This window comes from Rhizobium sp. NFACC06-2 (assembly GCF_900101425.1).
Classification (GTDB): Bacteria; Pseudomonadota; Alphaproteobacteria; order Rhizobiales; family Rhizobiaceae; genus Agrobacterium; species Agrobacterium leguminum.
Map to the genome: position 1 here is coordinate 131,501 of NZ_FMVA01000005.1, position 18,992 is coordinate 150,492.

Below are 18,992 nucleotides of genomic sequence, written 5' to 3' on the forward strand. Positions count from 1 at the left end.
AAGCCAACTGACAGCGTTGTGTCAGTTGCGTCGGGAGAGCCACCAGGAAACGGCAATGCGCAAGGCGTCGAGACTATTCGAGATCATCCAGATCCTGCGGCTGGCGCGCCGCCCGGTGACCGCGCAGACGATTGCCGACATGCTGGAAGTGACGGTGCGCTCGGTCTATCGCGACATCGCCGCGCTTCAGACCATGCGTGTGCCGATCGAAGGCGAGCGCGGTGTCGGTTACATCCTGCGTCCCGGCTTCAACCTGCCGCCACTGATGTTTTCCATCGAAGAAACCGAGGCGATCGTGCTGGCGCTCGCCATGGTCGGCCGCTCCAGTGATGCGGAACTGCGCCAGGCGGCGAAAAAGGTCAGTGACAAGATCGCCGCCTCCCTGCCCGAACCGCTGTCGAAGACGCTTTCCGCCAATGCCCTGCACGCCTGGGGCAGCATCGCGCCCGCCCCCGCCGGCATCGATCTTGCGATGGTCAGGCGGGCGGTGCGTGATGAAGAGCGGCTGGACCTGAGCTATCGCGACGAAAGCGGCGCGGAAACGCAGCGACGGATTCGGCCGATTGCGGTGATCTATTATTCCGAGACGGTGAATATCGTCGCCTGGTGCGAATTGCGCCACGCGATCCGCAATTTCCGCTCGGACCGGGTGCTGGGCTGCGCCGCGACGGGCAGCTTCTTCAAGACGGAAGGGGAGAAGCTGCGGCAATTGTGGATGAGCGGCTGGCAGAGCAACCAGCCGGCGAGCCCGTACTCACAGCCGTAAAAGGCGATTCTCCTCCCGCCCAAAACCGCGAATGACGATCCGGTCCGCAAACACATCGGCGATGGCGAAGGTGTTCTGGTCCGGCGTATCCACCATGCCCTTGAAATTGACGAAGTGGGTGGTGCCGAGCAGGCCGTAATTGCCCTCGTGATTATGGCCGTTGAACCATGCGGCAGCGGACGGATGGGAGCCGAGAAGATCGAGGATGCGCGGCGCGTCCCACATGTTATGGGCATTTTCCGGATAGACGGGATAATGGCACAGCACGATCACTTTTTCGCCCGCCGCATCCGCCTTTTCCAGAACGGTGCGCAGCCATTCGAATTGCCCGTCGCTCAGTGAGGCGTTCCAGTCCTGCGCATTGATGGCATCGGCATCCTTGAGACCCTTCAATCGCTCCTGCGCGATCGCGCGGCGCGGATCACCGGGCGGCGGGGCGAAGAGGCTGACCTCGTTGCCGTCAAGTACGACGAAGCGGATGTCGCCGATGGCGAAATCATGCCAGGGAGCCTTCATGCCAAGGCGGGCATGGATGGCGGAAAGATGCTCGGGCGCGACGGCGAAATCGTGATTGCCCGGCAGCAGCACCGAAGGATGACGAAGCGCGTCATAAACGCTGAGGATCGCATCGAAATTTTCAAAGCCGCGGTCGATGATATCGCCGAGCGTCACCACGAAGGCCAGCTCCTCGCGGTTGAAGGCGTCGACCGCGTCTGCGAGCTTTTTCGGGCTCTCGGCGTAATAACGGCCCATTTCCGGACGGGGAGCGGCATCGGCATATTGGGGATCGGCGACAATGCCGAAGGAGAAGAGAGGCGTGGTTTTTTCAGTCATAATGCGCCGCGATAAACCCGGCGGATGACAGGCTTGTGACAATAAAATCCGACAGGCCGCATCGCCCTATCACAAATGCAAAACACCCGGCTTGAAGCCGGGCGTCTCAAGTACGTGGATATTTCCTCTGTCGTCATGCTCGGGCCTGTCCCGAGCATCTGCCACATCGCGTTTTGAGAGACGGAGCAGATCCTCGGCACAAGGCCGAGGATGACGTCGCGCGGGAGGAGGCTGCTTCGATAAGCAACCACGCATTCCGCAAGCCTTACTTGGCGGCGGCTTCGTAACGCTCCAGGACGTAGTCCCAGTTGATGAGGTTGTCGACGAAGGCTTCGAGGTACTTCGGACGCAGGTTGCGGTAGTCGATGTAGTAGGAGTGTTCCCAGACGTCGACGCCGAGGATGGGATCGGCGCCATGAACCAGCGGGTTTTCGCCGTTCGGGGTCTTGGAGATTTCAAGCTTGCCGTTCTTGACGGAGAGCCATGCCCAGCCGGAGCCGAACTGCGTGGTGCCGGCAGCGATGAAATCGGCCTTGAACTTGTCGTAACCGCCGAGATCGGAGGCGAATGCCTGCTCGAGCTTGCCAGGCAGCTTGTTGCCGCCGCCGCCCTTCTTCATCCACTTCCAGAAATGGACGTGGTTGTAATGCTGGGCCGCATTGTTGAAGAGACCGGCATTGGTGCCAAAGGACTTCTTCACGACTTCTTCGAGCGACAGGTCGGAAAGACCTGCTTCGGCCGCCAGCTTGTTGCCGTTGTCGACATATGCCTTGTGGTGCTTGTCGTGATGGAACTCGAGCGTCTCGCGCGACATGTAGGGTGCAAGCGCGTCGTAGTCGTAGGGGAGTTCGGGAAGTTCGAAGGCCATGGTTTTTACTCCTTTTTGCAGCGGGTTACCGCTCCTAGAAACCGTGTGAGCGGACCATAGGAGCGAACCTCTGTTTGGGCAACCTGCGAAATATCAAAATGTTCCGACAAAAGAGAAAATTCCTCTCCGCGCGGCCGCCACCACATTTGTTTCACAACCCTGGCGTACCGTTTTCCACCCTATCGGTTCGCTTTTGACGAGATTGCAGGAAGGAAATTCCATGACCCGTCCGATCCCCCGCACCATCCTCCTCCTTGCGGCGTTCTCGTCGCTCACATTGCCCGCCGCCGCATCGTCGGATGACGCCTGGAAGGAGTTCGTGGCAGATGTGCAGACGGCCTGCCTTGCCGGCGCCAAGGACATGATCGAGGACGCGAAGGCCGTGGTCGATCCCGTCGGCAGCGAGAATTACGGCCTCGCCATTCTCACCGGCAAGGCCAAACTCACCGGGAAGAGTGGGGGCGCGGATGCGACCGTCAGCCATATCTGTGTGTACGACAAGAAGACCAAGGCCGTGGAGCTGGGCAGCGAGCTTTCTGGCGATACGCTGAAGGTGGAAATACCCGGCTCCACCAAGCCCTGATCGTTCAAAAGCGCGGTGTGGTGTCACCCTCGCCCAGCGCACGCTGCATCAGCACCGTATCCAGCCATTGGCCATGTTTCCAGCCAATGGACTTGAAGGTGCCGACATGTTCGAAACCGGCGGCGCGGTGCACGCCGATCGAGGCGGCATTGGCCGAATCGCCGATGACGGCAATCATCTGCCGGAAGCCGCCTGCCGTCGCCGCCTCGATCAACGCCTCGAGCAGCTTGCGACCGATGCCCATGCCCTTCATACCCGGATCGATATAAACGGAATTCTCCACCGCCGCGCCATAGGCCGGGCGCGGGCGATAGGCGCCGGCATAGGCATATCCGGCTATCTTTCCATCGCATTCGGCGACGAGATAGGGGTAATTGCCCTCCACCAGAAGGCGGCGGCGCTCGAGCATCGTCCCCGCGCTCGGCGGATCGATCTCGAAGCTCGCGCGGCCGTGCAGCACGGCGTCCCGGTAGATTTCGGCAATGGCTGGAATATCCGCCTCTTCGCAAGGGCGGATGGTAAGGCTGGAAACGGTGGAAAGGGTCATTCTCTTGTCCTGCGGATCATTCACGCCGTCATTGTGCATTGCGGCGCAGCCAAAATAAAGATTATCTGTCTTATACAAACGATAAGGTTTTCTTTGATGATGGACCTCGACCTGCGGCAGCTGCGCAGCTTCATGGATGTGGCCGATCTCGGCAGTTTTTCCGCCGCCGCCGACAAGGTGGGGCTGACGCAGCCGGCCATCAGCCTGCATATAAGGCTGCTTGAAAAACAGCTCGGCGTGCGGCTGATCGAAAGGGTTGGCAGGCGTGCACAGCCGACGGCGGCGGGGCGCGACTTTCTCATCCATGCAAGGCGGATTGCCGAGGAAGTGGCGCATGCGATCGATACCGTTGCGCCGCATCGCAGCGGGGTGACGGGACGCCTGCGCATCGGCACCGGCGCCACCGCCTGCATCTATCTGCTGCCGCCGGTGCTGGGCAAAATCCGGCAGGCCATGCCCGGCATCGAGATCGTCGTGCAGACCGGCAATACCCACGATATCCTCCGGCTTCTGGAGGCCAATACCATCGATGCGGCGGTGGTGGCCCTGCCCGCCAGCGGCCGCAGCCTCGATATCAGCGATATCCATCTCGACGAGCTGGTCGCGGTTTTCCCGCAAGGCTCCGTTTCTGACACAACGGCGCTCAACGCCGAGACGCTTTCGGCGCGGCCGCTGCTGCTTTACGAGGGCGGCAATACGCGCCGGCTGGTGGATCAATGGTTTTCGGCGAGCGGCCGCACCGTGCAGCCCGCCATGGAACTGGGCAGCGTCGAGGCGATCAAGAAGCTCGCAGGCGCGGGCCTTGGCCTTGCCATCGTGCCGCGCATGGCGATGGAGCATGAAGGCGCGGCATCCGGGCTCGAATGGCGCTCGCTCGAACCGCCACTTGAACGGCGGATCGCGCTGGCGATGCGCCGCGACAAACATATGACCGCGCCGCTGCGGGCGCTTGCCGCTGCGCTGCCGGATGTGCGGAAACGGTGAAGCTCGCGCCCGTTGCGAGGGCAGGCTTCGACTTGTTGACGACATGGAACCGTACTCTCCCCTCCGTCATGCCGGACTGGATCCGGCATCCAGCCACGGCGCGTCCGCGCCGTGAAGAGAGTCTTTCGCGATCAAGGACTTGATCGCGCTGGACCCCGGATCCAGTCCGGGGTGACGGAGCCCATAACCAAGCCTCCACCCACACATTCAGTCCACGAGGTTCGTTCTCAAAACTCCGTCCACTCATCCCCCTTCACGGCCAGCGCCGCATTGCCGCGTGCAGCAACGGGGCGAGCCTTCCGCGCCGGTGCGACCGGTGCGGCGGGCGCGTGGGCCGGGCTTGCGGCGCGCTGCATATGCCGTGCCGTGTCCCGCAGTGCCGAGCTTTGCTGGCCGAGCTGGAATTGCGCAAGCAGCGCGTGAAGGTTGGTGCATTCCTGTGCAAGACCCGCACCGGCCGCATTCATTTCCTCGACCATGGCGGCATTCTGCTGCGTGGCCTGATCCATGTGGTTGACGGCCGTGTTGACCTCGGAAAGACCGGCCGACTGCTCCTGCGCCGCTGTGGCGATGGCATCCATATGGGTGTTGACCGAAAGCACCAGCTGCTCGATCTCGGAAAGGCCGACGCCGGTATCGGCCACCAGCTTCACGCCCTCACCCACCGCAACGGCTGACGCGGTGATGAGTTGCTTGATTTCCTTGGCGGCATTGGCGGAGCGCTGCGCCAGTTCGCGCACTTCCTGTGCGACAACGGCGAAGCCCTTGCCCGCATCGCCCGCCCTTGCCGCCTCGACGCCGGCATTCAGCGCTAGAAGGTTGGTCTGGAAGGCGATTTCGTCGATGACGCCGATGATCTGGCCGATCTGGCGCGAGGAATGTTCGATGCGTTCCATGGCGGCGACGGCATCGCGCACCACCTTGCCGGAAAGATCGGCCTTTGTCCTTGCCTCACGCACCGTGTCGCGCGCATCGCTCGCCCGTTTGGAGGTGGCGGAAACATTGGCGGTGATCTCTTCCAGCGCCGCGGCGGTTTCTTCGAGAGAAGCGGCCTGCTGTTCGGTGCGGCGGGAAAGATCGTCGGATGCGGAGGATACCTCGTGGGCGCCGCCGTTCACGGTCTGCACGGACTGGCCAACGCTGGTGAGCGCTTCGCGCAGCTGATGCACGGAGCTGTTGAAATCGTGCCGCAGCGTCTCGAATTGCGGCGCAAACGGCGTGGCGATCTCGCAGACCATATCCCCGGAGGCAAGCCGGCGAAGACCGCCAGCCAGCGACCCCGTGGCCTGATTGAGACGCTCTTCGGCCTCGGCCTCGGCGCGCTGCTGCAGCTCGATACGGTCACGCTCGGCTTGCTCGCGGTTACCGATGGCTTCGTCCTCAAGCTGCCGGTTGCGGATGGCCGCTTCGCGGAAGATTTCCACGGCGCGGGCCATCTCGCCGATCTCGTCGCCGCGTTTTGCGCCGGGCACATCGATGGTCAGGTTGCCGGTTGACAATTCCATCATCGCCTTTGTCAGGCGGCTGATCGGACGGGTGACGCGGCCGACGATGACGGCAAGGCAGAGAATGCAGATGCCAAGCGTGAGAATGAACGCAGCGAGATAGATCATCGCGCCGATAAAGGCGTCCTGTCTGGCCTTTTCGGCATTGGCGTTGAGAACATCCATCGCCTCGGAGGCGATTTTCGCGACCGTATCGAGGTTCGCGGTGACCGTATTGCGCCATGTATCGATGGTGAAGGCAGGCGTGCGGCCGTTGTTCAGATCGTCGATCAGCTTTGCGCGCTGCGCGACGAAATCACCCTTGAAATAGGTCCTGTCGGCAACGGCATAGATATCCTTCAGCGCCTGCGGCGTCGATTCATGGGCGACGAGGTCGCCGGTGGCTTTCCAGGCAAAGGCCGCGCCGGCATCGAAATTACCGAGCTGCTGGGTTTCCTGCGGGGTCAGCGGCCGCTGCTGGGCCACGACCGCATTGATGACAACGGTGGCGCTGCCGCCGAGTGCACGCGCCGACCAGCCATAGGACCGCAACTGGATGAGGCCGGTCAGGCTCTGGTCCAGCGAGCGAACCTCACCTTCCACCGCCGTCGAGCCCGCTTCGAGCGCCGTCAGGAAATCCTGACCGAGCGCCAGCACGGTCTTGTCCAGCCCGTTTTCACGACGGTCGAGCGGCAGGGTGACGTTGGCGTCAACCTTTTTGCGCAGCTCCAGGAATTGCGTATAGATATCCTTCACGCGGGCAAGCGGGGCCTTGAGGCCAGCCTGATTGAGCGCGGCGGCCTGTTCGAGAAAGGCGCCCATGGCGGCATCCACCTTCTGGCGCGACGCCTGCACGCTGGCGATGGTACTGGCCGTCTTCGCCGGGTCGACCGTCAGCGCCGAGGCGCTGTTGCCGCGTTCACTGCGAAAGTTCAGCAAGGCGTTGAAAAGCAGCCTGTCCAGCGAAACGAGCTGCGCCACCTCCGAAAAGCTGCGGGCACGCTGCACGGACTGCAACATGCCGTTGCCCACGAAGCCCGCCAGCGCGATGCCGACGAGCAGAAAAAATCCCACAAGTATATTACGTATGCTGAAAGACATTTGGCGGCCCCCATTAGCCCGGATCGATAATGCCGCAAGCTAGCGTGTGGTCCTCTAAAATTGGATTAAATTCCCCCTGAATTTTTATGGGAAATAATGCGGTTCAAAACAAAAGGCCGCGGCAGGAATGAGCCTGCCGCGGCCTTTTGAAACTATGGGGCTTACCCGGCCTTAAACGTCCGCGCCGAGACGCGCCCAGTCCATATAGAGATCGAGCGCCTTGCGGGCGACGGGGCCTGCCTGCAATTCACGATCATCGAGCTTCACGACGGGCGAAACCTTGGAATAATTGCCGGAGCAGAAGATTTCATCTGCCTCCCGGAAATCCTCGACCGAAAGCGTCGCTTCGCGCACGTCGAAACCGGCCTGGCGCAGAAGACCGATCACGCGCGAACGGGTAATGCCGGCAAGGAAGGTGCGGTTGGGAACCGGGGTAAGGACGACGCCGTCCTTGACCATGAAGATGTTGGCTGAGGCGGACTCGGCGACATTGCCGTTCATGTCGCGCATCAGGGCATTGTCGAAACCGCGCGAGCGTGCTTCCAGAATGGCGCGGCCGCTATTGGGATAAAGGCTGCCGGCCTTGGCGTCGGTCATGGCGGTTTCCGGCGAAGGGCGGCGCAGCGGCGAGACGGTGAGCGTCAGCGGCTTGCCGGCATCCATCGGCGCTTCGAAAAGGCAAAGCGCAAACCGGGTGGAGCCGGCATCGGGCGCCACGACACTGCCGGGCATGCCGTGTTCGGCCCAGTACATCGGCTTGATGTAGATCGCCATCTTGCCGTCGAATTTCTTGACGCCTTCGAGCGCCAGGGACTCGATCTCCTCGGCCGTCATGGTCGGCTTCATGCCCATATTGACGGCGGAGCGATTGACGCGCTGGCAGTGCAGATCGAGATCGGGCGCCACGCCATCGAACCAGCGCGCACCGTCAAACACCGTGGAAGCCAGCCACATGGCATGCGAGGTCGGGCCGATAAGCGGCGGGTTGCCGGGCAGCCATTGACCGTCAACATAGGTCCAGGTGGTTGATCGGGGTGCGGTATCGACGCTCATGGTGGTCTCCTGTCTCGAGCGTTTTCGTTCGGTAAAAACGCTCCGTCTTTTTTGTTCTGATGCATTGCCGGATGAAGAGCGCTGCGCGCTCGCAACGGGGCATGTGCTGGAAATCGGCCGGAGTGAATGCCTCTCCCCGGACGAGGTCAAGTTTTAATTGCAGCGATTTCTGATTTTGATGGAAAATAACAAAGCGATGGCCCCGTGAGCACGTTTTATGAGGCGAAACAAAAGGTTGATGAATAGATTCATCACAATAATTCATCGATTGAATGATGGCGGGGCGATTTCGCCCATGCGATGCTGACGATCTGACGGCAGTCCGCAGGAGAAAAATCATGGCATGGTCCGCACAGCAATATCTGAAATTCGAAGACGAGCGGACGCGCCCCGCGCGGGATCTTCTGGCGCAGGTGCCGCTGGAGCGGGTGCTGAACGGCTATGACCTCGGCTGCGGCCCCGGCAATTCCACCGAACTTCTGACCGACCGTTACGGCGTCAATGTCATTACCGGCATAGACAGCGATGACGACATGCTGGAGAAGGCGGCGGACCGGCTGCCGACCACGCGCTTCGGCAAGGCCGATCTTTCCCAGTGGAAGCCGGCGCAGAAGGCGGACCTGCTTTACGCCAATGCCGTGTTCCAATGGGTGCCGAATCATCTCACCGTTCTTTCGCAACTGATGGACCAGCTGGAAAGCGGCGGCGTTCTGGCCGTGCAGATGCCCGACAATCTGCAGGAGCCAACGCATCGCGCCATGGAAGAGACCGGAGCGAACGGTTCCTGGAAGGATGCGTTTTCAGATGGCAGGCTGCGCCGCAAACCCCTGCCCGCGCCTTCGGATTATTTCGATGCGCTGGTGCCGAAATCCGCGCGGGTGGATGTGTGGCACACCATCTATAATCATCCGATGAAGGACGCGGAAAGCATCGTCGAATGGGTCAAGGGCACGGGGCTGCGCCCCTATCTCACCGCCGTCGGCGAGGAAAACCGCGAAGCCTTCCTCACTGACTATACGCGGCGCATCAAGGCGGCCTATCCGCCGATGGCGGACGGCCGCCTGCTCCTGCGCTTTCCCCGCCTTTTTGTGGTGGCGGTGAAGAAGTAACTTCAGCCCGCGAAAGCATAGACCCGGAGACGATGATTGTCGGGGTCGGCGGCGGTAAAGGTGTAGCCGAATTCCATGCCTGCCGGCTGCTGCAGCATGTCGATGCCCTTCGCCTTCCAATCCGCAAAAATCTCGTCCACCCGCGCCGCGTTTTCAACGCGGAAGGCAAGCTCGCCGCCGCCGCCCGTAACGGATGCCTTGGGCTCCACGGTGTGCCGCGACCAGAGGCCGAGCTTCATGCCGTTCTGAAGCACGAAGAGCGCGAATGTCGGCGAGGCTTCGACCGGCTCCGCACCCAGCAGCTCCTTGTAAAATTCGGTGCTCGCCGGCGGGTTGTCGACGTAAAGGATGGTGAAATCGGGGTGGGTCATGGCTGTTCTCCTGTGTTGCGGATGAACGGTTTCTAGACCCTGCTGCTGTCAGTTTTTGTCAGCATGATGCCGCCGCCGGTGTTTTTCCCTTTCGCGCCATTCTTTCAGCAGCGCCTGGCGTCGGCGCGGATAACGGCTGTCGAGAGGGTGGAAATCTTCGATGCGGTCGGCCCGGAAACTGCGGTAGTCCTGCCGTGTCTCGCACCAGCCAAGCACCACCCGCACCAGATCGAAAAAGGCGAGTGCGAAGGGCCAGATCACCCGTTCCGTCACCTCTCCCTTTTCATCGCGATAGGTGATGATGACCCTGCTTTCCTTACGGATCGTATCGCGAATGGCGGCCAGATCGACATGGATGGCGGCGAGGCCCTGCCCCGGCCCGACCAGCAGGGTGGAATGATCGAGTTCCTCGCGCAGGGTATCGGGAAGCACAGCGCCGATCTTGACTAGCGCCGCACGGGCAGCGTCCGCCAATCCCGCATCGGCGCGACCCGCCACCCAGCGCGAGCCGAGCACCAGCGCTTCGATCTCCTGCTGGGAAAACATCAGCGGCGGCAACAGGAAACCCGGACGCAACACGTAACCCACCCCGGCTTCGCCCTCGATATCGGCCCCCTGCGCCTGCAACGTCGCGATGTCACGGTACAGCGTGCGCAGGCTGACGCCGGTCCGGGCGGCAAGAAAGGTGCCGCTGACCGGCATGCGGTGAGACCGCAGGATCTGCAAGAGATCAAGGAGCCGCTGTGAGCGTGACACGTGATGTTTCTCCGTTGCGTCTGCCGGGTCCGGTGACGGCATTCCAGCGCCAGATTGGTAACGCCGGAAAGGGCTACCCGCAATGGATGCCATGAGCCGCGAATGCAAAACCTTGAAACCGATGGCACTGACACCAGTTAGTAACGGAACGCCCCACCGCCGGCTTTACTGCCGGTCCATCAAGTCAATGACAGGAGAGACATTCCATGTATCACGTCAACGCGAATGGTGCTGATATTCCCGCACTTGGTTTCGGCACCTTCCGCATTCCGGAAGACGATGTCAGGCGCATTCTGCCGGAAGCGCTGAAGCTTGGCTTCCGCCATGTCGATACGGCCCAGATCTACAAGAACGAAGGCGCTGTCGGAGAGGTCATCGCCCAATCCGGCATTTCCCGGCATGATATATTCCTGACCACCAAGGTCTGGGTGGACCGCTATCGCCACGATGATTTTCTCGCTTCCGTCGATGAAAGCCTTGCGAAACTGAAGACCGACTATGTCGACCTTTTGCTGCTGCACTGGCCAAAAAGCGATGTTCCGCTTGCCGAACGCATGGGCGCGCTGAACGCGGTGCGCAAGGCCGGCAAGGCGCGCAATATCGGCATTTCCAACTTCAACGTGGCGCTGACCGAAGAGGCGGTGAAACTGTCCGACACGCCGCTTGCCACCAACCAGATCGAATATCACCCCTATCTAGACCAGACGAAGGTGATTTCGGCCGCACGTAAGCACGGAATGTCGGTGACGGCCTATTATCTGATGGCCGATGGCAAGGTGCCGAACGATCCTGTTCTCAAGGACATTGGCGCGAAGCACGGCAAGACGGCCGCGCAGGTGGCCCTGCGCTGGGCGGTGCAGCAGCCGGATATCGTGGCGCTTTCCAAGACGGCGACCGAAAGCCGCCTGAAGGAGAACTTCGACATCTTCGATTTTGCGCTGACGGAAGAGGAAATGCAGGCGATCCACGCGCTTGCCAAGCTGGATGGCCGCATCGTCAATCCGGGCCATCTCGCGCCCGACTGGGACGACTGAGGCAACGGGGCTATAGGGTCCCGTCTTATCGCTCGGTCAGGGCCAGCTTCGCCCCCAGCGCCACGAAAGCGGCGGCGAAGCTGCGCCTCAGCCAGGCGAGGACCGAAGGACGTGACACCACCTGCCGCCGGATCGAGGCGGCAAAGCAGCCGTAAAGCGTAAAGACAAGAAACGTCACGGCCATGAAGACCAGCCCGAGTTCGGTCATGCGCCATGTCGGCACAATCTCATCCGGCGCGATAAACTGCGGCAGGAAAGCGAAAAAGAAGATCGACAGTTTCGGGTTCAGCAGATTGATAAGGATCGCCTCGCCGATGACGCGGGTGGCTTTCTGCGGCGCTTTGGCATCGTCGATCTTCAGCGCACCATCCTCGCGTAGCGTGTTCCATGCCATGTAGAGGAGATAGGCGACACCGAGATATTTCACGATGCCGAAGGCGAGCGCGCTGGTGTGCAGGATGGCGGCAAGGCCGGTGATGGCGGCCAGCAGATGCGGCACGATGCCGAGCGTGCAGCCTAGGGCCGCAACAACGCTCGCCTTTGCCCCCTGCGAAAGGCCGGCCGCCAACGTGTAGACCACGCCGGTTCCGGGAGATGCGGCGACGATGAAGGATGTGATGAGGAATTCAGGTGTCATGGTGCGGGTCTGTCCTCTTGGGTGGAGGACGGGAGCATGATGGTGCGCGGGGCGGGTGTCTTGGATGAAATTGCAGCGCCACATCCGCACACCGTCACCCAAGCCGGGGTTCAGCGTGGTCCAGTCCTTGACCACGAAAGACTCCTTTCACGCCGCAGACGTGCGATGGCTGGATGCCGGATCTCGTCCGGCATGACGGAAGAGAGCAAAGATCAACCAGCCGCCGCCGCCCGGTAAACCGCCGGCGTCACCCCGAATTGGCGCACGAAAACGCGGTTCAGATGGCTTTGGTCGGCAAAACCGGCGACGAAGGCCGCCTCGGCGGGCGGGGTGCCCTTGGCCAGCGCATGTCGCGCCAGATGCACGCGGCGCTGGAGAAGATAGCTGTGCGGCGTCAGCCCCGTCGCCTTGGCGAAAGCGCGCAGGAAGCGGAACTGGCTCATGCCGGCTTCCTCAGCCAGATCGGCAAGGCGGAACGGTCGGGAAGGCTCGTCATCGATGCGGTTTTTCGCACGCCTGATGATCGCAGGCACGGCCAAGACAGGTGGATTGGCAGCCTTCTCCATGGCATCCCCCAGCAGCATCAGCAGCGTCTCCTCGGAAAGGAGAGTTTCGCCCGGCCGCTCATTTGCCGTCACGGCTGAAAAGACAGCGTTGAAGCGCTGGGCCAGAGGTCTCTTCTCCACGGGATGGACGAATTCGAAGGTGCCGCTGTCCTTCCCGCTGAGATCGGCAATGGCACGTTGAACGATATCGATGTCGAGATAAAGCATCCGCCAGGCGCGGCCGCCCTCCCCGAGCGGGATACCGTCGTGCACCTCGCCCGGGTTGACGGTGATGACCTGGCCGGCGCCCGCTTCCACCACGCCGCGGCCGGAGAGGGATTTCTGTGCGCCGCGATGGATGAGGCCGATACCGAATTGATCATGCATATGGCGCGGAAAGGAACGGTCGCTATCCGCCGCCACGGCGACGACACCGGGCAGAATGGTTTTCGGCATCAGGAACCGGCCCTGGGCCATGAAAGCGCGCGCTCCGCAGATTTGAGCGCGACGCTATCACAGGATGCCCAGTCGAGACAGATGCGGTGTTTACGGATGCATATGATTGATCATGGCGAAGACCTGATCGAAATTGCCGTTCTGCGCGGCGAAACGCAGCGGCTTGCAGCGTTCCACCACCACTTCCTTCTCGTCCGGGCGATTTTCAAGAATATCCATCACCTCGGAAATGAAGGCGTCGAGCGGCATGGCCCTTTCGTCGCTCGCCTGCCCCTCGCCCATCAACGTCGTCTGCACATAGGGCGGCACGATTTCGATGACCTCCACCGGCGTTTCCTTCAGCTGTTCGCGCAGCGCGACCGAATAGGCATGGATGGCCGATTTGGTGGCGCTGTAGGTGGGGGTCAGCACCATGGGCACGAAGGCGAGGCCGGAAGAAACCGTCAGCACAGTGGCTGCGGGTTGCTTGAGGAAATGCGGCAAAAGCGCCGCCGTCAGGCGAATGGGTGCTAGAAGATTGGTGGCGATGGTTTCTTCGGCCGTGTCGAGATAATCCGGTGCTGCGGCGATGTCTTCCGGCCGCATGATGCCGGCATTGTTGATGACGGCGTTGAGGGTCGGATGGGCCTTTACCAGAGCTTCGGCAAACGCGCGGATGCCTGCGGCGTCCGTCGCATCCATCACCATCGAGGCCATGCCGGGGTTGGCGGCCGTCACCTCGTCGAGCACGGCCTTGCGGCGGCCGGAAATGATGACCCGGTTGCCGGCCTTGTGAAACGCCTCCGCCAGCGCCCGGCCGATGCCGGAACCGCCGCCGGTGATGAGAATGGTGTTATCAGCGATTTTCATTGGAACATCCTTTGCTTGTTGGCTGAAAGGAAGTTAGCTATGATACTCTCCAATCGAAAGTAGGCACCCAAAAGATTTATACTTACCCGAAGGAGAGTGTAAGATGAAACGGCACCCCGCCGACCCGGCCATCGAAAGCCGGCGCAAGGTTCCGCCGCCCGCGGATACCGATCCGGCAATAGAGGCGCTGGTTCAGGACATCATTGCCAAGGTGGCCGACAAATGGACGATGCTCATTCTGGAAGTGCTGGAAGAGCATGGCACGCTGCGCTTCACGCAGATCGGCAGGTTGGTCGGCAATATCAGCCAGAAGATGCTGACGAAAACGCTGCGGCAGATGGAAAGCGACGGGCTGGTGCGCCGCACCGTGCATCCCGTTATCCCGCCGCATGTGGATTACGGCCTGACGAACCTCGGCCGCACGCTGGGCAGCGCCTTTTGCGGCGTTTGGATATGGGCGGAAACGCACCATGCCGAAATAGAAGAGGCGCGGCGCCTGTTCAATGAACAGCCGCCGCGCCCCGCTATGGAATAGTTTCGCCTCAGGCGAACTGGCTGAGGCCCGGAACCGAGGCAATCACCTGGTCGACGGTTTCGTCGCCGGCGTGCTGGCGGGCAACGGCGATGGTTTCCTTGGCAAGCGTGGAAATCTCGCTCATGCCGAGGCCCTGGCTCATCAGCTGCTGGCCCAGCCCCATGATGCCGCCGCCGCCGATGGCGCTCATCAGGCCGCCGAGCAGACCGCCGCCGCCGGCACCTTCGCCATTATACTGCGCCACCAGTTCGCTGGCGCCGGGAATGGCTTCGATCATGCGGGCGATCGGGCCGTCTGCAGCCTCGCGCTGGAGAAAACCGAGAATCATGCCAATGGCCTTTTCGGCCAGTTCGGGGCTTATTCCCGCCTTCTCGGCGATCTGGCTTACGACTTCGTTCATTCTTGCCTCCTGTTGAAAAACGACGCCAACATCGAATAACTGACGTTAACGTCAACGTAAAACAATATCATGCCGCATTCAAGCGGCCAGGGTCAGGTGCGGCAACTTTCATCAAGCGGTTTTTATTCATCGCCATCAAGCAGTTGTTGCGCCTTGAAACTGTCCTTATAAGATCATCACAACCAAGCTATGAAAAGGCCGCTATCGTCAGAAGTGGCCGCAACATGGTAGTGACGCTTTAAATTCGGAGATGACTTTTGCAAAATCCACAGCGATTTTAGGGTCATGCACCAGCCGCAGGAGAAATGGTCGATGTTGCAGGACGGACAGCTCTATATCGGGACCAGCCGCAATCCGGACGACAGCCTCAACAAGGGCGAATATCTGGAGCTGAAATTCGGCAACCGCCACGGCCTCATCACCGGCGCGACGGGAACCGGCAAGACCGTGACGTTGCAGGTGCTGGCCGAAGGTTTTTCCAAGGCCGGCGTGCCGGTTTTCTGCGCCGACATCAAGGGCGACCTTTCCGGCATCGCCGCGCAGGGCGAAGCCAAGGACTGGGTCCAGAAGCGCGCCGAACAGATTGGCTTCACCGATTTTGCCTATGGCAAATCGCCGGTGATCTTCTGGGATCTCTACGGTGAAAAAGGCCATCGCGTGCGCGCTACCATCGCCGAAATGGGGCCTCTGCTGCTTGCCCGGTTGATGGATGCTTCGGAAGCGCAGGAAGGCGTGCTCAACATCGCCTTCAAGATCGCCGATCAGGGCGGGCTGCCGCTGCTCGATCTCAAGGACCTGCAATCGCTCCTGAACTATATGGGCGAAAACGCAACCGAGCTTTCCAACCAGTTCGGCCTGATTTCCAAGGCCTCGGTCGGTTCGCTGCAGCGCGGGTTGCTGGTTCTGGAACAGCAGGGCGCGGCGAATTTCTTCGGCGAACCGGCGCTGAAGATCGCCGACATCATGCGTGTGGGCACGGATGGGCGCGGCACGATTTCGGTTCTCGCCGCCGACCGGCTGATGATGAACCCGCGCCTTTATGCCACCTTCCTGCTCTGGATGCTTTCGGAACTGTTCGAAGAGCTGCCGGAAGTGGGCGACCCGGAAAAGCCGCGTCTGGTGTTCTTCTTCGACGAGGCGCATCTGCTCTTCAACGACGCGCCGCGGGTGCTGGTGGAACGTGTGGAACAGGTGGTGCGGCTCATCCGCTCCAAGGGCGTCGGCGTCTATTTCGTGACGCAGAACCCGCTGGACGTGCCGGAAACCGTTCTCGCCCAGCTCGGCAACCGCGTGCAGCACGCGCTTCGCGCCTACACGCCGCGCGAGCAGAAGGCGGTGCGCACCGCGGCCGACACCTTCCGGCAGAACCCGGCCTTCAACACCGCCGACACCATCACCACGCTCGGCACCGGTGAGGCGCTGATTTCCACCCTGCACGACAAGGGCGCTCCCTCCATCGTCGAGCGCACGCTGGTACGCCCGCCATCCGGCCGTGTCGGGCCGCTCACCGATGCGGAACGCAAGTCCCTGATCGATGTGAGCCCCGTCGCCGGGCAATATGACAAGGATATCGACCGGGAATCGGCCTTCGAAATCCTCGCCGCCCGCGCCCAGAAGGCTGCCGATGCAGAAGCCGCCAGACGTGCGGAGGAAGAAAACGCCGCCAGCCAGTCCGAGAGCGCGTCCGGCCGCTGGCGCCTGCCCGGCTTCGGCGATGAAGAACCCGCACCGGCCTCCACCGGCTCGCGCAATGGCGGCGCACGCAAGACCGGATACCAGCGCGAAACGGTGATCGAGGCGGCGATGAAAAGCGCGGCCCGCTCGGTTGCTACCTCGGTCGGCCGCGCCATCGTGCGCGGGATTCTCGGTAGTTTGAAGCGATAAAACAGATACGCCGCCCACCCTCGATGGGGCGGGCGGCGCGTGATTGGCGGGACGTTACTTCTGGCGATAGAAGATCATGCCGCCGTGATAAAGCACATCGTCGACGAATTCGCCGTCTGCGGTGAAGCCGGTATCGTCCCAATAGTCGATATGGTTTCCCTTCACCTCATACCGTCCCTGATAGGCGCTTTTGCGGTTGCCCCGCGCCTCGTCATAGCGGCCATTCGGCAGAAGTTCCTGGCGAATGTGGCCATCGCCGGTGACCCACATGCCGATATAGGGGTGGTTCCGGGTTTGAGACGTTTCGGTCATATTCACGTCCATGGCGTTGCTCGTTTTGCTGGAACCCGTATCGGTGGAAGCCGTTGCGAGCAGGAGCGCAACGGATGTCGAAACAATGTTCATTGCCAATCCTCCTTAAGCGGCGGTGGGGCGGACGACGATCTCATTGACGTCCACATCGTCGGGTTGCTCGATGGCGTAGCGCACCGCGCGGCCGATGGCGTCGGGCTTCAGGGCGATGGCCCGATAGGTCTGCATCAGTTCCGCGGCGGCGGGATCGGTGATGGTGTGGGCAAGTTCGCTTTCCACCACGCCGGGGTGAATGCAGGTGACCCGCAGGTCGCGGTTTTCCTGCCGCAGCCCGTCCGAAATCGCCCGCACCGCAAATTTCGTCGCGCAATAAACGGCAGCCGTGGGCGAAACGGCGAGCGCACCGATGGAGGCGATGTTGATGATGTGGCCGGAAGCGCGGGCGGTCATCTCGGGCAGAACGGCGGCGACGCCATAAAGCACGCCCTTGATGTTGACGTCGATCATGCGGTCCCATTCGTCAACCTTCAGGGACGACATCAGCGACAACGGCATGATGCCGGCGTTGTTGACGATGACGTCGACCTGCCCGAACGCCTTGCGCCCTGCCTCCGCAAAGGCCTCGACGCTCTGTCTGTCGGTCACGTTCAGCGGCTGGATGACGACCTCGGCGCCCTTCCCGCGCAATTCTTCGGCAAGCGCCTGCAAGCGGTCCATGCGGCGCGCGCCCAGCACCAGCTTCGCCCCGGCCGCGGCCAGTTCCCTTGCGATACCCTCACCGATCCCGCTCGATGCACCTGTGATGAGAACGACTTTGTTCAATGTCATGGCTTTCTCCTTGGTGTTACGGCCGGCTTTTCTGGAAGCGGCCATTGCGGAGAAGATAAAGCTTGTGCATTGTCGTGATAACCGCCTCAATCATAACCTCAATGGGTAGAATTTCTAACCAATGAATATCGATCTCAACGCGCTTTCGACATTCTGCATGGTTGCCGAGGAACGTAACTTCCGGGCCGTCGCAGACAGGCTGGGCGTAACCCGCTCCGCCGTCAGTCAGACCATCCGCAAGCTTGAAGAAACGATGGGAATAGCGCTGGTGCAGCGCACGACGCGCAGCGTCAGCCTGACGGAAGCGGGACAGCAGCTTTATGCGGATGTCTCGCCATCCATCGGCAATCTCGTTGAGGCTGCCAATGCCGCGTCATCCCTGAGCGGCGCCGTGCGCGGGCAGTTGCGGCTTGCGGTTTCCTCGATAGCCGAGCGCTTTTTATCCGGGCCATTGCTTGCGCGCTTTGCGGAAATACATCCGGAAGTGCAGCTCGATATCGTCGTGACGGACGAGGAATTCGATATCGTCGCCGAGCACTACGATGCCGGCGTGCGTCTTGGAGAACTGATCGCGCAGGACATGATTGCGGTTCCGGTTTCCGCTCCGCAGCGGCAGCTCGCCGTCTGCTCGCCGCACTATCGGGACCGCTTCGGCCTGCCGGCGCAGCCCCGCGAATTGATACGGCACAGATGTATCGGCTGGCGACCGCGTCCGGGTGTAGCGCCATACAGGTGGGAATTTGCGGAAAACGGCCGTGAATTTGCGGTGGCCGTGGAGCCGGCCTTCACTACCAACGACATGCAGCTGATGATCAAGCTGGCCTGCGCCGGCGCGGGCATCACATTCGGCATGGAAGAGACATTCCGCCCCTATCTGGAAAGCGGGCAGCTCGTTTCCATGCTGGAAGACCATTCCCCGAGCTTTGCGGGATTTTATCTCTATTATCCCAGCCGCCGCAATCTTGCGCCGAAGCTGCGCGCCTTCATCGATCACGTCCGCCTGTCGAGAGAGCGGTAATCTGCCGGAGCGAGCCCCGGCAGATCCTTAGAAAACAG

General features: G+C 61.5%; 21 protein-coding genes. 8 read left to right on the forward strand and 13 right to left on the reverse strand.

Going from position 1 to position 18,992, the window contains the following annotated elements; all coding sequences use genetic code 11:
* Positions 1 to 55: 55 nt before the first annotated feature.
* Positions 56 to 766 carry a helix-turn-helix transcriptional regulator gene (locus F3H58_RS11275; protein ID WP_149742245.1) on the forward strand — a complete coding sequence of 237 codons (711 nt, stop codon included), beginning with the start codon at positions 56 to 58 and terminating at the stop codon, positions 764 to 766.
* On the opposite strand, the gene F3H58_RS11280 is transcribed toward F3H58_RS11275, so the two are convergent.
* Positions 755 to 1,600, reverse strand: a complete 846-nt coding sequence (locus F3H58_RS11280; protein ID WP_149742246.1) for a metallophosphoesterase — start codon at positions 1,598 to 1,600, stop codon at positions 755 to 757. The genes F3H58_RS11275 and F3H58_RS11280 overlap by 12 nt on opposite strands.
* Positions 1,601 to 1,865: 265 nt before the next feature.
* Positions 1,866 to 2,468: a superoxide dismutase gene (locus F3H58_RS11290; RefSeq protein ID WP_003522258.1), complete on the reverse strand. Its 603-nt coding sequence runs from the start codon at positions 2,466 to 2,468 to the stop codon at positions 1,866 to 1,868.
* Positions 2,469 to 2,688: 220 nt separating this feature from the next.
* Between F3H58_RS11290 and F3H58_RS11295 the strand changes: the two genes are divergently transcribed.
* On the forward strand, positions 2,689 to 3,051 hold the full coding sequence (locus tag F3H58_RS11295; RefSeq protein WP_174056479.1) for a hypothetical protein: 363 nt from the start codon (positions 2,689 to 2,691) through the stop codon (positions 3,049 to 3,051).
* A 4-nt stretch (positions 3,052 to 3,055) separates the two neighbouring features.
* On the opposite strand, the gene F3H58_RS11300 is transcribed toward F3H58_RS11295, so the two are convergent.
* A complete protein-coding gene (locus tag F3H58_RS11300; RefSeq protein WP_149742249.1) occupies positions 3,056 to 3,598 on the reverse strand; it encodes a GNAT family N-acetyltransferase in 543 nt (180 codons plus the stop codon).
* A gap of 96 nt (positions 3,599 to 3,694) precedes the next feature.
* Between F3H58_RS11300 and F3H58_RS11305 the strand changes: the two genes are divergently transcribed.
* The gene (locus F3H58_RS11305; protein ID WP_149742250.1) at positions 3,695 to 4,582 is read left to right on the forward strand and encodes a LysR family transcriptional regulator; all 888 of its coding nucleotides are present in this window, start codon (positions 3,695 to 3,697) and stop codon (positions 4,580 to 4,582) included.
* A 227-nt stretch (positions 4,583 to 4,809) separates the two neighbouring features.
* Here the strand turns inward: F3H58_RS11305 and F3H58_RS11310 are convergent, their stop codons facing one another.
* Positions 4,810 to 7,167 carry a methyl-accepting chemotaxis protein gene (locus tag F3H58_RS11310; RefSeq protein ID WP_149742251.1) on the reverse strand — a complete coding sequence of 786 codons (2,358 nt, stop codon included), beginning with the start codon at positions 7,165 to 7,167 and terminating at the stop codon, positions 4,810 to 4,812.
* A gap of 171 nt (positions 7,168 to 7,338) precedes the next feature.
* Entirely contained in the window at positions 7,339 to 8,220 is an 882-nt protein-coding gene (locus F3H58_RS11315; protein ID WP_059753963.1) for a branched-chain amino acid aminotransferase, read from the reverse strand.
* A 338-nt stretch (positions 8,221 to 8,558) separates the two neighbouring features.
* On the opposite strand from F3H58_RS11315, the gene tam reads away from it, so the two are divergent.
* Positions 8,559 to 9,329 (forward strand): trans-aconitate 2-methyltransferase, encoded by a 771-nt coding sequence (gene tam / locus F3H58_RS11320; protein WP_149742252.1) that lies wholly within the window; start codon positions 8,559 to 8,561, stop codon positions 9,327 to 9,329.
* A gap of 2 nt (positions 9,330 to 9,331) precedes the next feature.
* On the opposite strand, the gene F3H58_RS11325 is transcribed toward tam, so the two are convergent.
* Positions 9,332 to 9,700, reverse strand: a complete 369-nt coding sequence (locus tag F3H58_RS11325) for a VOC family protein (RefSeq protein ID WP_149742253.1) — start codon at positions 9,698 to 9,700, stop codon at positions 9,332 to 9,334.
* Positions 9,701 to 9,748: 48 nt separating this feature from the next.
* Positions 9,749 to 10,456 carry a helix-turn-helix transcriptional regulator gene (locus F3H58_RS11330; RefSeq protein ID WP_149742254.1) on the reverse strand — a complete coding sequence of 236 codons (708 nt, stop codon included), beginning with the start codon at positions 10,454 to 10,456 and terminating at the stop codon, positions 9,749 to 9,751.
* 206 nt (positions 10,457 to 10,662) lie between these two features.
* Between F3H58_RS11330 and F3H58_RS11335 the strand changes: the two genes are divergently transcribed.
* Positions 10,663 to 11,490: an aldo/keto reductase gene (locus F3H58_RS11335; RefSeq protein WP_149742255.1), complete on the forward strand. Its 828-nt coding sequence runs from the start codon at positions 10,663 to 10,665 to the stop codon at positions 11,488 to 11,490.
* A 25-nt stretch (positions 11,491 to 11,515) separates the two neighbouring features.
* Here F3H58_RS11335 and F3H58_RS11340 read toward each other — a convergent pair whose 3' ends face one another.
* The 3 genes from F3H58_RS11340 to F3H58_RS11350 all read right to left on the reverse strand — a co-directional run bounded on the left by F3H58_RS11340 (position 11,516) and on the right by F3H58_RS11350 (position 13,977).
* Positions 11,516 to 12,127 (reverse strand): LysE family translocator, encoded by a 612-nt coding sequence (locus F3H58_RS11340; protein WP_149742256.1) that lies wholly within the window; start codon positions 12,125 to 12,127, stop codon positions 11,516 to 11,518.
* Positions 12,128 to 12,339: 212 nt separating this feature from the next.
* Positions 12,340 to 13,149 (reverse strand): AraC family transcriptional regulator, encoded by an 810-nt coding sequence (locus tag F3H58_RS11345; protein ID WP_149742257.1) that lies wholly within the window; start codon positions 13,147 to 13,149, stop codon positions 12,340 to 12,342.
* Between the two features lie 69 nt (positions 13,150 to 13,218).
* Positions 13,219 to 13,977 carry an SDR family oxidoreductase gene (locus F3H58_RS11350; RefSeq protein ID WP_059753982.1) on the reverse strand — a complete coding sequence of 253 codons (759 nt, stop codon included), beginning with the start codon at positions 13,975 to 13,977 and terminating at the stop codon, positions 13,219 to 13,221.
* Positions 13,978 to 14,080: 103 nt separating this feature from the next.
* Between F3H58_RS11350 and F3H58_RS11355 the strand changes: the two genes are divergently transcribed.
* A complete protein-coding gene (locus F3H58_RS11355) occupies positions 14,081 to 14,512 on the forward strand; it encodes a winged helix-turn-helix transcriptional regulator (RefSeq protein ID WP_065654255.1) in 432 nt (143 codons plus the stop codon).
* Between the two features lie 7 nt (positions 14,513 to 14,519).
* Here F3H58_RS11355 and F3H58_RS11360 read toward each other — a convergent pair whose 3' ends face one another.
* Positions 14,520 to 14,912 carry a hypothetical protein gene (locus F3H58_RS11360; protein WP_149742258.1) on the reverse strand — a complete coding sequence of 131 codons (393 nt, stop codon included), beginning with the start codon at positions 14,910 to 14,912 and terminating at the stop codon, positions 14,520 to 14,522.
* A gap of 312 nt (positions 14,913 to 15,224) precedes the next feature.
* Here F3H58_RS11360 and F3H58_RS11370 point away from each other — a divergent pair, with 312 nt between their 5' ends.
* Positions 15,225 to 16,796 (forward strand): helicase HerA-like C-terminal domain-containing protein, encoded by a 1,572-nt coding sequence (locus F3H58_RS11370; RefSeq protein ID WP_078051104.1) that lies wholly within the window; start codon positions 15,225 to 15,227, stop codon positions 16,794 to 16,796.
* Between the two features lie 54 nt (positions 16,797 to 16,850).
* On the opposite strand, the gene F3H58_RS11375 is transcribed toward F3H58_RS11370, so the two are convergent.
* Positions 16,851 to 17,201, reverse strand: a complete 351-nt coding sequence (locus tag F3H58_RS11375; protein ID WP_078051105.1) for an Atu4866 domain-containing protein — start codon at positions 17,199 to 17,201, stop codon at positions 16,851 to 16,853.
* 12 nt (positions 17,202 to 17,213) lie between these two features.
* Positions 17,214 to 17,936: an SDR family oxidoreductase gene (locus tag F3H58_RS11380; protein ID WP_142843903.1), complete on the reverse strand. Its 723-nt coding sequence runs from the start codon at positions 17,934 to 17,936 to the stop codon at positions 17,214 to 17,216.
* 121 nt (positions 17,937 to 18,057) lie between these two features.
* Here F3H58_RS11380 and F3H58_RS11385 point away from each other — a divergent pair, with 121 nt between their 5' ends.
* Positions 18,058 to 18,954, forward strand: a complete 897-nt coding sequence (locus tag F3H58_RS11385; protein WP_149742259.1) for a LysR family transcriptional regulator — start codon at positions 18,058 to 18,060, stop codon at positions 18,952 to 18,954.
* Positions 18,955 to 18,992: the final 38 nt, after the last annotated feature.

What these genes read in the sequence shown, in the direction of transcription:
- F3H58_RS11275 (WP_149742245.1), top strand. Translation starts at nt 56, where the DNA reads ATGCGCAAGGCGTCGAGACTATTCGAGATCATCCAGATCCTGCGGCTG.
- F3H58_RS11280 (WP_149742246.1), bottom strand. Translation starts at nt 1,600, where the DNA reads ATGACTGAAAAAACCACGCCTCTCTTCTCCTTCGGCATTGTCGCCGAT.
- F3H58_RS11290 (WP_003522258.1), bottom strand. Translation starts at nt 2,468, where the DNA reads ATGGCCTTCGAACTTCCCGAACTCCCCTACGACTACGACGCGCTTGCA.
- F3H58_RS11295 (WP_174056479.1), top strand. Translation starts at nt 2,689, where the DNA reads ATGACCCGTCCGATCCCCCGCACCATCCTCCTCCTTGCGGCGTTCTCG.
- F3H58_RS11300 (WP_149742249.1), bottom strand. Translation starts at nt 3,598, where the DNA reads ATGACCCTTTCCACCGTTTCCAGCCTTACCATCCGCCCTTGCGAAGAG.
- F3H58_RS11305 (WP_149742250.1), top strand. Translation starts at nt 3,695, where the DNA reads ATGATGGACCTCGACCTGCGGCAGCTGCGCAGCTTCATGGATGTGGCC.
- F3H58_RS11310 (WP_149742251.1), bottom strand. Translation starts at nt 7,167, where the DNA reads ATGTCTTTCAGCATACGTAATATACTTGTGGGATTTTTTCTGCTCGTC.
- F3H58_RS11315 (WP_059753963.1), bottom strand. Translation starts at nt 8,220, where the DNA reads ATGAGCGTCGATACCGCACCCCGATCAACCACCTGGACCTATGTTGAC.
- tam (WP_149742252.1), top strand. Translation starts at nt 8,559, where the DNA reads ATGGCATGGTCCGCACAGCAATATCTGAAATTCGAAGACGAGCGGACG.
- F3H58_RS11325 (WP_149742253.1), bottom strand. Translation starts at nt 9,700, where the DNA reads ATGACCCACCCCGATTTCACCATCCTTTACGTCGACAACCCGCCGGCG.
- F3H58_RS11335 (WP_149742255.1), top strand. Translation starts at nt 10,663, where the DNA reads ATGTATCACGTCAACGCGAATGGTGCTGATATTCCCGCACTTGGTTTC.
- F3H58_RS11340 (WP_149742256.1), bottom strand. Translation starts at nt 12,127, where the DNA reads ATGACACCTGAATTCCTCATCACATCCTTCATCGTCGCCGCATCTCCC.
- F3H58_RS11345 (WP_149742257.1), bottom strand. Translation starts at nt 13,149, where the DNA reads ATGGCCCAGGGCCGGTTCCTGATGCCGAAAACCATTCTGCCCGGTGTC.
- F3H58_RS11350 (WP_059753982.1), bottom strand. Translation starts at nt 13,977, where the DNA reads ATGAAAATCGCTGATAACACCATTCTCATCACCGGCGGCGGTTCCGGC.
- F3H58_RS11355 (WP_065654255.1), top strand. Translation starts at nt 14,081, where the DNA reads ATGAAACGGCACCCCGCCGACCCGGCCATCGAAAGCCGGCGCAAGGTT.
- F3H58_RS11360 (WP_149742258.1), bottom strand. Translation starts at nt 14,912, where the DNA reads ATGAACGAAGTCGTAAGCCAGATCGCCGAGAAGGCGGGAATAAGCCCC.
- F3H58_RS11370 (WP_078051104.1), top strand. Translation starts at nt 15,225, where the DNA reads ATGTTGCAGGACGGACAGCTCTATATCGGGACCAGCCGCAATCCGGAC.
- F3H58_RS11375 (WP_078051105.1), bottom strand. Translation starts at nt 17,201, where the DNA reads ATGAACATTGTTTCGACATCCGTTGCGCTCCTGCTCGCAACGGCTTCC.
- F3H58_RS11380 (WP_142843903.1), bottom strand. Translation starts at nt 17,936, where the DNA reads ATGACATTGAACAAAGTCGTTCTCATCACAGGTGCATCGAGCGGGATC.
- F3H58_RS11385 (WP_149742259.1), top strand. Translation starts at nt 18,058, where the DNA reads ATGAATATCGATCTCAACGCGCTTTCGACATTCTGCATGGTTGCCGAG.